Source organism: Luteimicrobium sp. DT211, from assembly GCF_049844995.1.
In the GTDB taxonomy this organism is placed as follows: Bacteria; Actinomycetota; Actinomycetes; order Actinomycetales; family Cellulomonadaceae; genus Luteimicrobium.
This window is the reverse complement of the sequence record NZ_JBNCMC010000001.1, coordinates 1-13,326: the sequence shown is the minus strand read 5'-3', so window position 1 is coordinate 13,326 and position 13,326 is coordinate 1. Positions and strand designations below refer to the sequence as shown.

The window sequence follows — 13,326 nt, the reverse complement described above, 5'->3', positions numbered from 1 at the left end:
CTGCCTCCGGTCCCCGGTCACGCGCCGAACCGGTAGCCCACGCCCCACACGGTCGTGAGCCACGTGGGGCGGGTCGGGTCGTCCTCGATCTTCTCGCGCAGCCGCCGGACGTGGACGGTCACGGTCGACAGGTCCCCGAAGTCCCACCGCCAGACGGCGCGCAGGAGCTGGTCGCGGCTGAACGCCTGGTCCGGGTGCTTGAGGAGGAAGGCCAGCAGGTCGTGCTCGCGCACCGACAGGGACAGCGGGCGCCCGTCCTTCGTGACCGTGCGCCGCGCGGGGTCGAGCCGGAACGGGCCGAGGTCGAACGCCGACTCCGGGGTCAGGTCGTCGACCGTCCGCCGGAGCACGGACTGGACGCGCAGGACGAGCTCGCGCGGCGAGAACGGCTTGGCGAGGTAGTCGTCCGCACCCGCCTCGAGGCCCGTGATGCGGTCCTCGGTGGAGCCGAGCGCCGTCAGCATCACGACGGGGGTCGCGCGCTCGGCACGGAGCCGGCGGCACACCTCGATCCCGTCGATGCCGGGGAGCATGCGGTCGAGCACGACCAGGTCGGGCCGGACCCGGGCCGCCACGCGCAGCGCGCTGACGCCGTCGGCGGCCTCGTCGACGAGGAAGCCCGCCGACGCCAGGTACGAGCACGCGACCTCGCGGACCGTCGGGTCGTCCTCGACGACCAGGACGCGACGGTCCGTCAACGGGTCGTCGCGCGGGGCGACGGGGGGCGGGACCACCAGCCCAGCGTAGGCACGGCGCAGCGTCCCGACGGGGCCCGGGCGGCACACCGGCCCGACCGTCCGCGGTTCGTAAGGTTTTGGCCGGGCCGCCGGGAGCCGACCGTCCGTAGCGTCGAACTCGTGACCGAACCTGGGCCGTCCCCCCTCGCTCCGCCGCCGTCGGTGGACGTCGTGCTGCCGTGCCTGGACGAGGCCGCCGCGCTCCCCGGCGTGCTGCGCCGGCTCCCGGCGGGCTACCGGGCGATCGTCGTCGACAACGGCTCGACCGACGGCTCGGCCGCCGTCGCCCGCGCCCACGGCGCCGTCGTCGTGCGGGAGGAGCGCCGCGGCTACGGCGCCGCCGTGCACGCGGGCCTGCTGGCCGCCACGGCCGACGTGGTCGCCTGCTGCGACGCCGACGGCTCGTTCGACCTCGCGCAGCTGCCGCGCGTCGTCGACCGGGTCCGCGACGGCGGCGCCGACCTCGCCCTCGGTCGTCGCCGGCCCGACGCGCGCCGCGCCTGGCCCGCGCACGCGAGGCTCGCGAACGCCGTCCTCGCGGCCGAGCTGCGCCGTCGGACGGGCCGGCGGGTCCACGACCTCGGCCCCATGCGGGCCGCCCGTCGCGACGCGCTGCTGGCGCTGGGGCTGGTCGACCGCCGCAGCGGCTACCCGCTCGAGCTCTTCCTCCGGGCCGCGGACGCCGGCTGGCGGATCGCGGAGGTCGACGTGGGCTACCGGCCGCGCGTCGGCCGGTCCAAGGTGACCGGCACCGTGCGGGGGACGGTCACGGCCGTGCGCGACATGTCGCGGCTGCTGCGGGAGGTGCCCGCGTGACGACCCTCGTGGTGATCGCCAAGGCCTGCGTGCCCGGCCGGGTCAAGACGCGGCTGCACCCTCCGCTGACCCTCGCCGGCGCCGCCCGGGTCGCCGCTGCCGCGCTCGCCGACACCCTCGAGGCCCTGGGCGACGCAGGGCCGGGCGCGGGTTCGCCGGGCGACACCCTCGTCGGGCGGCGGGTGCTGTACTTCGACGGGTCCGCCGCCGACGTGCCGGACGAGGCGGCCGGCTACGAGGTCGTCCCCCAGGCGCCCGGCCTGCTCGACGCGCGGATCGGCTGGCTCCTCGACCACGTCCGCGGCCCGCTGCTGCTCGTGGGGATGGACACCCCGCAGGTCACGGTGGCGCACCTCGCCCCCGCGCTCGCGGGACTCGCGGGAGCCGCCGACGAGCCCGACGCCTGGCTGGGGCCCGCTGCCGACGGCGGGTACTGGGCTCTCGGGCTCGGTGCTGGCGCACGGCGCGGCGACCTCGTCCGCGGCGTCCCGATGTCGCGCGACGACACCGGCGCGCGCCAGCGCGAGCGGCTCGAGCGCGCGGGCCAGCGCGTCCGGCTGCTCGACGAGCTCGTCGACGTCGACACGGTCGACGACCTGCGGACGGTCGCCCGCGCGGCCCCCGGCGGGCGCGTCGCGCGGGCGGCCGAGGAGCTGGGGTGCCTCGAGCTCGCGCCGGAGGCGGCGTCGTGACCGCGCTGGACGCCGCCGTGCACCCAGCGGGCACGGCCCGCCCCGACCCACGTCAGTTCGCTGCCGGCGGCGGGCGGCCGTACGAGGCGGCGCTCGCCGCGGGTGCGGGCCGGCTCCGGCTGGCGCCGACGGGCGGGCACCGGCCCCCGGCCTCCGCGCTCCCGGTCCCGACCGGGCACAGCGTCCTGGACGTCGCCCGCTACGCGGGGCCCGCCGACGCCGTCGACCTCGAGGTGCTGCGCCGCGCCCGCGGGCCGGTGCTCGACGTCGGCTGCGGCCCGGGACGCATGGTGCACGCGGCCCTCCGCGAGGGGATGCCCGCGCTGGGCATCGACGTGGCGGCGGCCGCGGTCGCCGTCGCGCGGGACCGCGGGCTGCCGGTGCTGCACCGGTCGGTGTTCGGGCCCGTCCCCGTGGCGCGGGGCTGGGGGACGGTGCTGCTGCTCGACGGGAACGTGGGCATCGGCGGTGACCCGTCCGGACTGCTGTCGCGCTGTGCGCAGCTGGTCGCGCCGTGGGGCGCGGTGGTGGTCGAGACCCACCCGGACGCGGCGCGCGACCGGGCCTTCGAGGCGGTCGTGACCGACGACGCCGGGCGCCGGAGCCTGCCGTTCGCGTGGGCCGAGGTCGGGGCGGACGCGCTCGTCGGGCACGCCGCGGCCGCCGGCCTCGCGGGCGGCTCCCGGTGGGTGCGCGACGGGCGGACGTTCGTCGGGCTCGTCCCGCTCCGTCCCGTCCGCTGACGGGGAGGGGAATCCGGGACGGCTCGCGCGCGTTGGGCGACGCGGTGCGCGACGATCGGGCGAGGCGGTCGTCCGCGCCGCCGTCCGAGCGGCGCGCCAGCGCGCCCACCGTGAACGATCGAGGAGCTGAGCACCGCGTCCACCGAGCCCCGTCCCGTGCCCGAGGCGACCGCAGCCGCCGCGCCCGAGGGAACGCTCCACCGGAGCCTCTCCCTCCGCCACCTCATCATCTACGGGCTCCTGTTCATCGGCGTCACCGCGCCGATGGGCACCTTCGGCGTGCTCGACGCGCGCAGCAACGGCGCGGTCGCGCTCGTGTTCCTCGTCGCGACCCTGGCGATGGCGTTCACGGCGTGGTCCTACGCGCGCATGTCCGTGGCGGTCCCGCGGGCGGGGTCCGTCTCGGCCTACGCGACCGCGGGGCTGGGGCGCCGGCCGGGCTTCATGGCCGGCTGGATGATCGGCCTGGACTACCTCTTCATCCCGAGCCTGGCCGCGCTGTTCAGCGGGATCGCCACCCACGCCCTCGTGCCGGCGGTGCCCGTGTGGGTGTTCACCACGGCGGCGGTGCTCATCATCACGGCGCTGAACCTCAGCGGCGTGAAGCTCGCGGCCACCGTGGGGCTCGTCTCGCTGGCGGTGGAGATCCTCGTGCTGGCGGCCTTCTGCGTGGGCGCCGTCGTCGTGCTGGTGCACGACGGCCCGGCGAGGCCGTGGCTGTCGCCGCTGACCGGGCTCGACGGGTTCACGCTCACCGGCGTGCTCGGCGCCGTGTCGGTGGCGGCGCTCGCCTTCCTGGGCTTCGACGCCATCGCGACGTTCGCGGAGGAGAGCACCGGCTCGCCGCGGCGCGTCGGCCAGGCGCTCATCTTCTGCCTCGTCCTCGCCGGCTCCCTCTTCGTCCTCCAGACGTACCTCGGCGCGCTCCTGACGACCACGACGCCCGCGGAGCTTGCCGCCCATCCCGAGCAGCAGGGCACGATCTTCTACACGATGCTGGGCGACTCGATCGGGTCGTGGTTCGGCACGACGGTCACCACGGTCCGCGCGATCGGGCCCGTGCTGTCCGCGCTCGTGGCGCAGGCCGCGGTGAGCCGCCTCATGTACGGGATGGCGCGTGACGGGCAGCTGCCGGCCCGGCTCGGCGTGGTGAGCCGTCGCACCGGCGTGCCCCTGCCGGCGATCCTCGTCTCAGCGGTCGCGACGCTCGTCATCGCCGTCGCCGCCTCCCTCAGGTCGGACGGCCTCGACCTGCTCTCGTCCATGGTCACGGTCGGCGCGCTGACCGCCTTCGTGTTCCTGCACGCCGCCGTCGTCGGGTACTACGTGGTCGGCCGCCGCACCGAGCGGCGCGTGCTCCACACGGTCGTGCCGGTCGTCGGCACCGTGATCGTCGTCGCGGTGCTCGTCCTGGCCAGCCACCTCGCGCTCGAGGTCGCCGCCGGATGGCTGGTGCTGGGGCTGGTGATCATGGTCGTGCGCGGCCGCCGGCGGACCGACGGCGCCGTCGAGCCCGCCCGCGCGCCATGAGCGCGAGGGTGCCGGCCGCGGCCACGAGCCCGAGGACCAGCCAGGTCAGGGCGAGCCGGCGCCCGTAGTCGCCCGGCACGACGGTCGGGTTGGCGGGCCCGAGCGACTGTGCGTAGAGCTCGGGCAGCGCGAGGAGCGTGAGCACACCGCCCACCGCCAGGCACCCGGCCACGAGCACGCCCGAGCCACGCGGCGCCCGCCACCGGTGCCCGGCGATGCCGCGGGTGGCCAGCCGCCGGAGCGCGACGCCACCCGCGACCAGGGCGACGGTGACGAGCGGGACGAGGACGCCGTCGTGCATGACGACCGCGGCCACGAGCCAGGCGGCGAGCGAGCGGAGCTGGTACGCGTGCAGCGCCGTGAGCTTCCAGGCGCCGACGGCGAGGCACGCGGCACCGGCCGCGCAGAGCAGCACGCGTGCGACCCGCACGGCACGGCCGGGCGTCGGGGCGGGCGGGGTCTCGGTCACGTCGTCTCGATCCGGGTGAGCCACTTGGTCTGCAGGACGCCGGGCCGCGCTGGCGCGATGAGGCGAGCCGGGTAGCCGTGGTCGAGGTCGAGCGGCTCGCCGGCGAGGTCGAGCGCGACGAGGGTCCGCGGGTGGTGCGCGAACGCCGCGTCGAGGTCGCTGGTGCGGTAGGGCCCGGTCGGCTCGAGGCTGGTGACGCGCGCCGCGGCGCCGGGCGGGGCGTCGACGAGCGCCAGCAGGTCGGCCACGCGCACGCCCCGCCAGCGTGCGAACGTCGTCCAGCCCTCGACGCAGGCGATCGGCAGCTCGACCTCGGTCTGCGGGAGCGCGGCGAGCTCGGACCGGGTGAGGGCGACGGAGCGGCCGCCGTGCGCGACGGTGAGCGTCCACGCCGGGTCGGTGGCGGCGTCGTGCACGCGCGCGGCCGCGGCCGTCTTGTTCACCGGCAGCCCCTGCGGGCCCAGGCCCTGCACGCGCGGCGCGAAGAGGTTGGCGCGCCGCAGGACGCCGAACGACTGCCCCGCCGTGAGCAGCACCACGGCGGCCACGCTCGACCCGACGACCACGAGGAAGCCGCGGCGTGAGACGGCGCCCCCCGCGACGGCGCGCTCGCGCCGCCAGTGGCGGACGATCGTGGGGAGCTGCGCGGCGACGTGGATCGCGAGCGCCCCGACGACGACCCACGCGAGCGCGAGGTGCGTGCCGCGGAACGGGAACCGGAACGGGTACCACTGGTAGGTGTTGAGCAGCCCGGTGGCGACCTCGACGAGCGCCGCCGCGACGAGCAGCCCGACGAGGAGCCGCTCGACGGCGTGCAGCGCGCCGCGCACGGGCGGCCACTGCAGCAGCCGGGGGTACACCGTCCACAGCTTGGCGAGGAGCAGCGGGATGCTCGCGATCCCCGTGGCCACGTGCACGCCCTGCGTGAGCTGGTAGAGGTTCGACGGCCAGGTGGGGAACCACATCCACGGCTGCGGGTCCTGCAGGAAGTGGCTGTACAGCCCGGTCGCGAAGCACACGAGGAACGCGGCGCCGAGCAGGCGCCCGACGACGACCGTCGTGCGGGCGGACCTCGCGGGGTGGGCGAGGGCCGTCTGGGCCCGCGCGGACGCGGCGCGGCCGTGCGCGCCGGCGGTCGTGCGGAGCCGCTCGAACCTCATGCCCTCATCGTGCGGCGGGCCGTGGGCCGCGAGGCCCGCCAGATCTTACGGTCCACGAACGAGGGGCCGGTTCCGGCCGGTTCGCCCCGGGCCGCGCGGCACGATCGTGGTGTGCGCACCTCGTCCCCCCGCTCGACGACGCTCGCCGCCGTCCTCGCGGCGGTCGCCGTCGCGCTGCTGACCGTCGTCACGGTGGTCGGCACGCGCGTCCACGGCTTCGTGCACGCCGACCGGCCGCACGCGCTGGTCGCCGTCGGGGCGGGCTGGGCCGTCCTCGTGGTCGCGCTGCTCGCGCTGCGCCGCGTCCCGGAGCGCGCGGTCGTGCCGTTCGTCGTCGCGGGCTCGCTCGCCGTCGGCCTGGCCGCGCTCGCCGGCCCGCCGAACCTCAGCACCGACTCGGCGCGCTACGCGTGGGACGGGATCGTCCAGGACGCGGGGATCTCGCCGTACGCGTACGTCCCCACCGACGACGCCCTCGCCGCGCTGCGCACCGACTGGCTCTTCCCGGCGCCGGCGGGCACCACTGCCGACGGCGTCGCGATCTGCCCCGAGGAGCGGATCGACCCGACGACGACCGTCCCGTCCGGGCAGCCGCTGTGCACCGCGATCAACCGGTCGCACGTCCCCACCATCTATCCGCCCGTCGCGGAGGCGTGGTTCGCCGCCGTGCGGGCGCCCGTGCCGTCGTCGGCGGCGTACTGGCCGCTGCAGGTGGGCGGGCTCGCCGTGAGCCTCGGCGTGACGGGCGGGCTGCTCGTCGCGCTGCGGCGGCGCGGGCTCGGCGCGCGCTGGGCCGCGGTGTGGGGGTGGTGCCCGTTCGTGGCGTCGGAGGCGGTGACGAACTCGCACGTCGACGTGCTCGGCGCGGCGCTCGTCCTCGCGGCGACGCTCGCGTCGACCCGGCCGGCGGGGGTGCGACGCGCCGTCACGACCGGCGCGCTGCTCGGCCTGGCCGTCGCGACCAAGCTCGTCCCCGCGATCGCGGGGCCGCCGCTGCTGCGCCGGGACGGCTGGCGTACGGCCGCGGTCGCGGTCGCGACGTTCGCGCTCGTCTACGTGCCGTACGTCGCGGGGGCGGGCACGGGGGTCCTCGGGTTCCTGCCCGGCTATCTCGACGAGGAGGGCTACGGCAGCGGGAACCGGTTCGCGCTGCTCGGGTTCCTCCCGGGGACCGCGGCCACCGTCGTCGCGGTCGGGCTGCTCGGGGCGCTCGCCGTCGTCTGCTGGTGGCGCGCCGACCCCGACGCGCCCTGGCACGCGCAGGTCGCGCTCGTCGGTGGGACGCTGCTGCTGGTCAGCCCGTCGAACGCCTGGTACGCGCTCCTGCTCGTCCCGCTCGTGGCCCTGAGCCACCGGTGGGAGTGGCTCGTCGTGCCCGCCGCGCTCGCCGCCGGCGAGCTCTACCCGCGCATGGCGGTCGTGAGACCCGCGATGGGCGTGGCGCTCGTCGTCGTGCTCGGCGTGACGGCCGCCCGCCGGCTCGCACCCACCTCTCGCACCGTCCCGCTTCTCACCTGGAGGACCGCATGACCGCCCCCGACCCCAAGCCCACCGTCGCCGTCGTCGGGGGCTCCGGCCTGTACCGGCTGTTCGACGCCGGGAGCGCCACCGAGCTCGACGTCCCGACGCCGTACGGCCCGACGTCGGGTCCTCTGAGCGTCGGGACGTTCGGCGGGCGGACCGTCGCGTTCCTCGCGCGGCACGGCGCGGGCCACACCCTCCCGCCGCACCGGGTGAACGCGCGGGCGAACCTGTGGGCGCTCGCCTCGCTCGGGGTCCGGGCCGTGGTCTCCTCGACGGCGGTCGGCTCGCTCGACCCGGCCCTCGTGCCCGGCTCGTTCGTGGTTCCCGACCAGCTGATCGACCGGACGTCGGGCCGTGCGGACACCTACTTCGACGGCGAGGCGACGCTTGGCGTCCAGCACCTCGCCGCCGCCGACCCGTTCTGCCCGGTGCTGCGGTCCGCCGCCCTCGCGGCCCTGCGCGCCGCCGGCGAGGAGGTCCGGGAGACCGCGACGACCGTCGTCGTGCAGGGGCCGCGGTTCTCCACGCGGGCGGAGTCGCTCTGGTACCGCGCCGCGGGAGCCGACATCGTCAACATGACCCAGTACCCCGAGACGGTGCTCGCCGCCGAGCTCGGGCTCGGGCTCGTCAACCTGTCGTTCGTCACCGACACCGACGCCGGCGTGCTTCCCGGCGACGCCGACGCGGCGGACGCGGCCCTCGTCCTCGAGCGCATGGCGGCCGCGCAGCCGAGACTGCTCGCCCTGCTCGCCGCGGTCGTCGCCGCCGTCCCGGACGGGTACGAGGCACGCGAGCTCGTCCCGCGCGAGGCGAGCCGGCGGGTGCTCGCGCTCGAGCCGGCGGGCGGTGCCGCATGAGCGGGCTGCTCGTCGTGACCGGCGGCGCCGGGTTCGTCGGCACGCCCACCGTCCGTGCGGCGCTCGAGGACGGGTGGTCCGTCCGCGTCGTCGACTCGCTGCGGCCCGACGTGCACGCCGCGGGCCGGGCGTCCGAGGCGTTCGCGGCGCTCGCCGACCACCCGCGCGTCGAGCTCGTCGTCGCCGACGTGCGCGACCCGGGCGTCGCGGACGCCGCCGTGGGGGACGCCGACGCCGTCGTGCACCTCGCCGCGAAGGTCGGGCTCGGGGTGTCGTTCGACGACGCGCCGGACTACGCGGCCAGCAACGGCACCGGGACGGCGTGCGTGCTGGCCGCGATGGCCCGCCAGGGGGTCGCGCGGCTGGTGGTGGCGTCCTCGATGGTCGTCTACGGGGAGGGCCGGTACGTGACCGCCGCCGACCCGTCGGGACCCCCGTGCCAGCCGCCGCCGCGCCGCACCGAGGACCTCGAGCGCGGCGTGTTCGACCCGCTCGGGCCGGACGGGCGTCCGCTCGTCCCCGTCCTCGTGACCGAGGACGCGGCGCTCGACCCCCGCAACGTCTACGCGGCGACCAAGCTGCACCAGGAGCACCTCGCGTCGTCGTGGGCGCGCGTGACGGGCGGGACTGTGGCGCTGCTGCGGTACCACAACGTGTACGGGCCGGGCCTGCCCGCCGGCACCCCGTACGCGGGCGTCGCGGCGCTGTTCCTCGACGCGCTCGCGCGGAGCCGGGCGCCACGCGTCTTCGAGGACGGCGGCCAGCGCCGCGACTTCGTCCACGTCGACGACGTCGCGTCCGCCAACCTTGTCGCCGTCGGCTGGACCGGGGACCAGGCGCCCGGGTCGGCCCGCGCCTTCAACGTGGGCAGCGGCGAGGTGCACACCGTGGGGGAGCTGGCGTCCGAGCTCGCGGCCGCCACGGGCGGCCCGTCGCCCGTCGTGACCGGCGAGTACCGGCTGGGCGACGTCCGGCACGTGACGGCGTCGTCGGAGCGCCTGCGCCGCGAGACCGGCTGGGCGCCGGGCGTCGCGTTCGCCGACGGCGTCCGGCAGCTGGTCGCGGCACGCCCCGGAGGCCGCGCCGCCGTCGGATGACGTGGGCGACTGCTGGGGAGTCCTCGGCCGCGCGCCGGAGCAGCGGGCGCCTATGAGGACCCCATGGCCTCGAGCAGGTCTTGTGCGAGCAGCGCGACACTCTCGGATACCAGAACCGGGTCGCCCACCAGTTCTTCAGCAGCGCCTGCCATCAGGGCGCCCCGCGCACGTGCCCCGTGCGCGAAGAGCTGGTCGAGCTGGACGAGGGCCTCACGGGTCACGGTGGCGCTGACGTTCTCTGCCAGAAGCCGGTGGAGCGCATCGACGAAGTCCTGGGTCTCGACCGCGCGCAGCAAACGGTAGACGTCGTGAGCGTCCTTGTTGTCCTGCCTCGCCGGCGCCTCGATCCGGTCGCGGATCTTGTGGAGCTTGGCTACCAGGAGCGCAGCGGGTCCGGCAACGGAGACCTCGAACTCCCGAGGGTCGGCAGCAGGGTCGAGAGCCCGTATCGCCATCGTGGAGTGGTCGATCAATGCAGCCTCGATTCCTCGCGCCCTCCGCATCGCCTTCGAGTCATGCGGTGGCACGCGGACGCTGCGACGCCCCGCTCCCGCGACGGCGTCGGGCACCATCAAGTCGACCGGTACACCGCGTGGAGAGATCCACGAGCCGACCGCACTCGGACGCGGATCGGGCGCAAAGCCTGCCGCGCTCATCGCCTCTTCGACGTGTGGGTCAGAGCTCAGCAGGTCAGGATCGACGGCGATGTCGCCGTCGGTGGTGAACTCAGCGAGGGCGATCTCGGTCGTCCCCGTGTGAAGGTAGACGGCCTGCGCGCCGATGATGACCAGCGCGTCGAGGTGGAGCTGCAGCGCTTCCAGCGCGTCGAGCAGGCCCAGCCGGGCCAGGGTGAGCTCGTCAGGCATGACGCCAGCGCTCCTCGTTTGCCCTCATCCAGTCGATCAGATGTTGGCCTTCGGCGGGTTCGCGCCCTGGGCCGTTCAGCAGGTCGGCCGCCACCTGGGCAGGGGCGGCGACGGGATAGCCGCCCTCGGCCGGCGTGGTGTTCCGGAACGGGACGTCGCCGATCGTCCGGGGCTCCAGAAGGATCACGTTGGGCGCAGCCGCGTTGGGCCGCAGACCCCACCGCTCGGAGGCCTCGTGGATCGAGGACACGTAGACGTAGGCGGCCTTGGCAGGTGCGTACGTCGCCCACTCCGTGGCGGCGACGGAGCCTGTCACCGCCACGGGAAAGGGCGACCCTTGGGCGACCTTCGTCAAGAAGGCGTCCAGTCCGCGCGGTTCGATGTACGTCGTCACCCGGGTCGTCTTCTGGAAGGACGCGTCCCTGCTCCACGCACGCAGCAGCTGCTCCCAGTCGGTGACGCGGTAGCGCCTGTCCCCCTTGACGACGAGCGCCTCGCGTTGCATGTACTCCAGGACCCGGTATGCCGCGCCCGTGGACGCGCCCGAGGTGGCGGTGAGCTCACGGACCGACCAACGACGGTCGTAGTCCAGCAGGGCTCGGGCGACGCGGGCGGCGGGCTCTCCGCTGAGGGTGCCCCTCGGGCGCCCCTTGCGCCACGGGTCGCGCTCCTGGCCCCGATCGGAGATGAAGAGGGCGGGGGAGTCGACGGTGATGCGCATGTTCCCGGTAGCGTCCACGTAGGAGAGTCCAGCCTGTGCCAGGGCTTCTCGCACGGACGCCGACATGTAGCGCGCCGCCACGACGGGTGTGTCTTCGGAGCCCGCGGCCCTGGAGCGGAGCTGGCCAGCCAGGTGTGCGACGTCGCGGCGCTCGACCACTTGCTTGACATCTGCCAGGAGGCGGACCGCTCGTCCGTCGGGGCCCTCGAGGCGGATCGAGAGATCGAATCGTGGCGAATTCCGGTCCGGTGCAGTCGTGTCCCTGAGCTTCCAGGTCTCCGGAAGGCGCTCACGCAGGAGGTCGACGACTCGGCGCCCTACGTCGGCCGTCGTCGGCATCTCGTCGGTTGCCATGACTTCTGCGCCTCCGTTCGACTGTCGGCGTTGTTCCGTCGGCAGCGGAACCAGCACGTTTCACGAACACGGTAGGTGCATTTCGTCCAACCCGCCAGTTCCGCTGTCCGCGGAGCCTGAGGGTTTCCCGAACACGGAGGACGTACCGCGCTGCTTCGGATCCTGATCGCCCGACAGGCTGGTGCAGCTCAGCCGCGGCGTGCGGCCCGGCCCGCCGCCCACCAGGCGATCCCGGCGCCCACGACGACGACCGCCGCGGCCGTCGCCGCGACCACGGCCGCACCGGCCGGCGTCGGGTGCGCCGTCCGGTCGACGGCCACCGAGACGGGGGCGCCCGGCACGATGACGAGGAGCACCCCGGCGAGCAGGACGAGAAGCAGCGTGACGGTGCGGCTCGTGACGAGCGGCCGCGCGAACGCGGCACCGACGACCGTCCCGCACACCAGCGCCACGACGTGCGCGAGCAGCGCCGTCACGACGAGCGTCGCCGTCAGGCCGTGGGCGAGCGACGCCGGGTGCGCCGGGTCGCGCGACTCCACCCAGGCCACGAGGAACGACACCGGCACGACGACGGCACCCCCGACCGCGGAGGCGAGCTGGGTGCCGAGCCGCTCGCGCCGGGCGCCGCCGACCGCGGCCGCGAGCACCCCCGCCTGCTCGGGCGGCTGGGACCCGGCCGTCGCGACGGTCAGCCACGCCGAGGTGAAGACGAGCACCACCGTGCTGAGGGCCAGGGCGTCGCTCGCCCGGCCCGACGGCGCGTCGAGCAGGGCCGCCGCCACGACGAACGTCAGCCACGGCGCCACCCAGACCTGGCCACGGCCGCAGCGCGCGACGGTGTAGCCGACGACGGCGCTCACCGGGCGTCCTCGTCCGCCGGGTGCGGGGCCCGGGCGGCTGTCGGGCGGACGGCGAGCACGGAGCCGCCCCGGCGCAGCACGTCGAGCAGCGCGGCGTCGCGCTCGCCCGCCGCGAGGACGAGCGTCCGCGTCGTGCCGCCCGGCTCGCGCACGAGCGCCGCGACCTCGCCGTCGGCGAACGGAAGGTCACCGTCGGCGGCCCCGGCGTCACCGTGGGCGGGCTCGACGACCACCCGGCCGCCGCCGACCCACAGGACCGTCGCGCCGGTGGCGACGTCGTCGTGAGCGGCGCGGAGCACCGTCGCGCCCCGGGCGACCGCCTCGCCCACGAGCTCGTCGAGGACCGCCGCGGCGTCGTCGTCGAGCCCGTCCCGCGGCTCGTCGAGCACCACGAGGTCGACGGGCGCCAGGAAGGCGTGCGCGAGCCCGACCTTGAGTCGGTTGCCCTTGCTCAGGTCGCCGAGCCGCGCGTCCCGCCGCGGCCGGACGGCGAACCGCTCGAGCAGCACCCCCGCGCGTCGGGCGGCGGCGTCGGCGTCGAGCCCGAGGAGGCGGCCCGTGCGGTGCAGGTAGGCGTCCGCGCGCATCCCGGGCGGCGGCGAGAAGCGCTCGGGGACGTAGCCCACGTGTCGGGGACGCCCCACGACCCGCCCGGCCGTCGGCTCGAGCGCGCCCGCCGCGATCCGCAGCAGCGTGGACTTCCCCGACCCGTTCGGACCGCGGACGACGACGTGCCCCGCGAGCTCGACGTCGACGTGCGCGAGCACGTCCACGTCGTCGTACCGCTGGGTCACCGCGAGGAACCGCACGGCGCGACCCTAGCTGTTGTGGTTCATGACGTTGGTGACACGGGGCCGGGCGTGAGGAAGGGGTAGGTCCTGGCGGCAGGATGGAAGTGCG

At 75.9% G+C, this 13,326-nt stretch carries 14 protein-coding genes; 7 read left to right on the top strand and 7 right to left on the bottom strand.

The features are described 5' to 3' along the window. Positions 1 to 17: 17 nt before the first annotated feature. Positions 18 to 734 (bottom strand): response regulator transcription factor, encoded by a 717-nt coding sequence (locus ACLQ14_RS00070; protein ID WP_425808601.1) that lies wholly within the window; start codon positions 732 to 734, stop codon positions 18 to 20. 123 nt (positions 735 to 857) lie between these two features. On the opposite strand from ACLQ14_RS00070, the gene ACLQ14_RS00065 reads away from it, so the two are divergent. The 4 genes from ACLQ14_RS00065 (at position 858) to ACLQ14_RS00050 (ending at position 4,518) form a co-directional block, all read left to right on the top strand. Next, positions 858 to 1,553 carry a glycosyltransferase family 2 protein gene (locus ACLQ14_RS00065; protein ID WP_425808599.1) on the top strand — a complete coding sequence of 232 codons (696 nt, stop codon included), beginning with the start codon at positions 858 to 860 and terminating at the stop codon, positions 1,551 to 1,553. Further along, positions 1,550 to 2,245: a TIGR04282 family arsenosugar biosynthesis glycosyltransferase gene (locus tag ACLQ14_RS00060; protein ID WP_425808597.1), complete on the top strand. Its 696-nt coding sequence runs from the start codon at positions 1,550 to 1,552 to the stop codon at positions 2,243 to 2,245. The genes ACLQ14_RS00065 and ACLQ14_RS00060 overlap by 4 nt, the downstream gene beginning before the upstream one ends. Beyond that, positions 2,242 to 2,988 carry a class I SAM-dependent methyltransferase gene (locus ACLQ14_RS00055; RefSeq protein WP_425808595.1) on the top strand — a complete coding sequence of 249 codons (747 nt, stop codon included), beginning with the start codon at positions 2,242 to 2,244 and terminating at the stop codon, positions 2,986 to 2,988. Before ACLQ14_RS00060 ends, ACLQ14_RS00055 begins: the two co-directional genes overlap by 4 nt. Positions 2,989 to 3,144: 156 nt before the next feature. Beyond that, positions 3,145 to 4,518, top strand: a complete 1,374-nt coding sequence (locus tag ACLQ14_RS00050) for an APC family permease (RefSeq protein ID WP_425808593.1) — start codon at positions 3,145 to 3,147, stop codon at positions 4,516 to 4,518. Here the strand turns inward: ACLQ14_RS00050 and ACLQ14_RS00045 are convergent. Beyond that, on the bottom strand, positions 4,457 to 4,987 hold the full coding sequence (locus tag ACLQ14_RS00045) for a hypothetical protein (RefSeq protein WP_425808591.1): 531 nt from the start codon (positions 4,985 to 4,987) through the stop codon (positions 4,457 to 4,459). The genes ACLQ14_RS00050 and ACLQ14_RS00045 overlap by 62 nt on opposite strands. Further along, complete coding sequence (locus ACLQ14_RS00040) at positions 4,984 to 6,147, bottom strand: molybdopterin-dependent oxidoreductase (RefSeq protein WP_425808589.1); 1,164 nt, start codon at positions 6,145 to 6,147, stop codon at positions 4,984 to 4,986. Before ACLQ14_RS00040 ends, ACLQ14_RS00045 begins: the two co-directional genes overlap by 4 nt. 111 nt (positions 6,148 to 6,258) lie before the next feature. On the opposite strand from ACLQ14_RS00040, the gene ACLQ14_RS00035 reads away from it, so the two are divergent. The 3 genes from ACLQ14_RS00035 to ACLQ14_RS00025 are packed head-to-tail and all read left to right on the top strand — an operon-like array spanning position 6,259 to position 9,625. Then, entirely contained in the window at positions 6,259 to 7,677 is a 1,419-nt protein-coding gene (locus tag ACLQ14_RS00035; protein WP_425808587.1) for a glycosyltransferase family 87 protein, read from the top strand. Further along, positions 7,674 to 8,528, top strand: a complete 855-nt coding sequence (locus ACLQ14_RS00030) for an MTAP family purine nucleoside phosphorylase (protein ID WP_425808585.1) — start codon at positions 7,674 to 7,676, stop codon at positions 8,526 to 8,528. Before ACLQ14_RS00035 ends, ACLQ14_RS00030 begins: the two co-directional genes overlap by 4 nt. Next, positions 8,525 to 9,625, top strand: coding sequence for an NAD-dependent epimerase/dehydratase family protein (locus ACLQ14_RS00025; RefSeq protein ID WP_425808583.1), 1,101 nt, complete (start codon positions 8,525 to 8,527; stop codon positions 9,623 to 9,625). The genes ACLQ14_RS00030 and ACLQ14_RS00025 overlap by 4 nt, the downstream gene beginning before the upstream one ends. 50 nt (positions 9,626 to 9,675) lie before the next feature. Here the strand turns inward: ACLQ14_RS00025 and ACLQ14_RS00020 are convergent, their stop codons facing one another. From ACLQ14_RS00020 to ACLQ14_RS00005, 4 genes are all read right to left on the bottom strand, one after another. Further along, a complete protein-coding gene (locus tag ACLQ14_RS00020) occupies positions 9,676 to 10,491 on the bottom strand; it encodes a hypothetical protein (RefSeq protein WP_425808581.1) in 816 nt (271 codons plus the stop codon). Continuing rightward, the gene (locus ACLQ14_RS00015) at positions 10,484 to 11,566 is read right to left on the bottom strand and encodes a hypothetical protein (protein ID WP_425808579.1); all 1,083 of its coding nucleotides are present in this window, start codon (positions 11,564 to 11,566) and stop codon (positions 10,484 to 10,486) included. The genes ACLQ14_RS00020 and ACLQ14_RS00015 overlap by 8 nt, the downstream gene beginning before the upstream one ends. A 188-nt stretch (positions 11,567 to 11,754) precedes the next feature. After that, entirely contained in the window at positions 11,755 to 12,426 is a 672-nt protein-coding gene (locus tag ACLQ14_RS00010; protein WP_425808577.1) for a hypothetical protein, read from the bottom strand. Next, positions 12,423 to 13,235 (bottom strand): ATP-binding cassette domain-containing protein, encoded by an 813-nt coding sequence (locus tag ACLQ14_RS00005; protein ID WP_425808575.1) that lies wholly within the window; start codon positions 13,233 to 13,235, stop codon positions 12,423 to 12,425. The genes ACLQ14_RS00010 and ACLQ14_RS00005 overlap by 4 nt, the downstream gene beginning before the upstream one ends. Between the last annotated feature and the right edge of the window lie 91 nt (positions 13,236 to 13,326).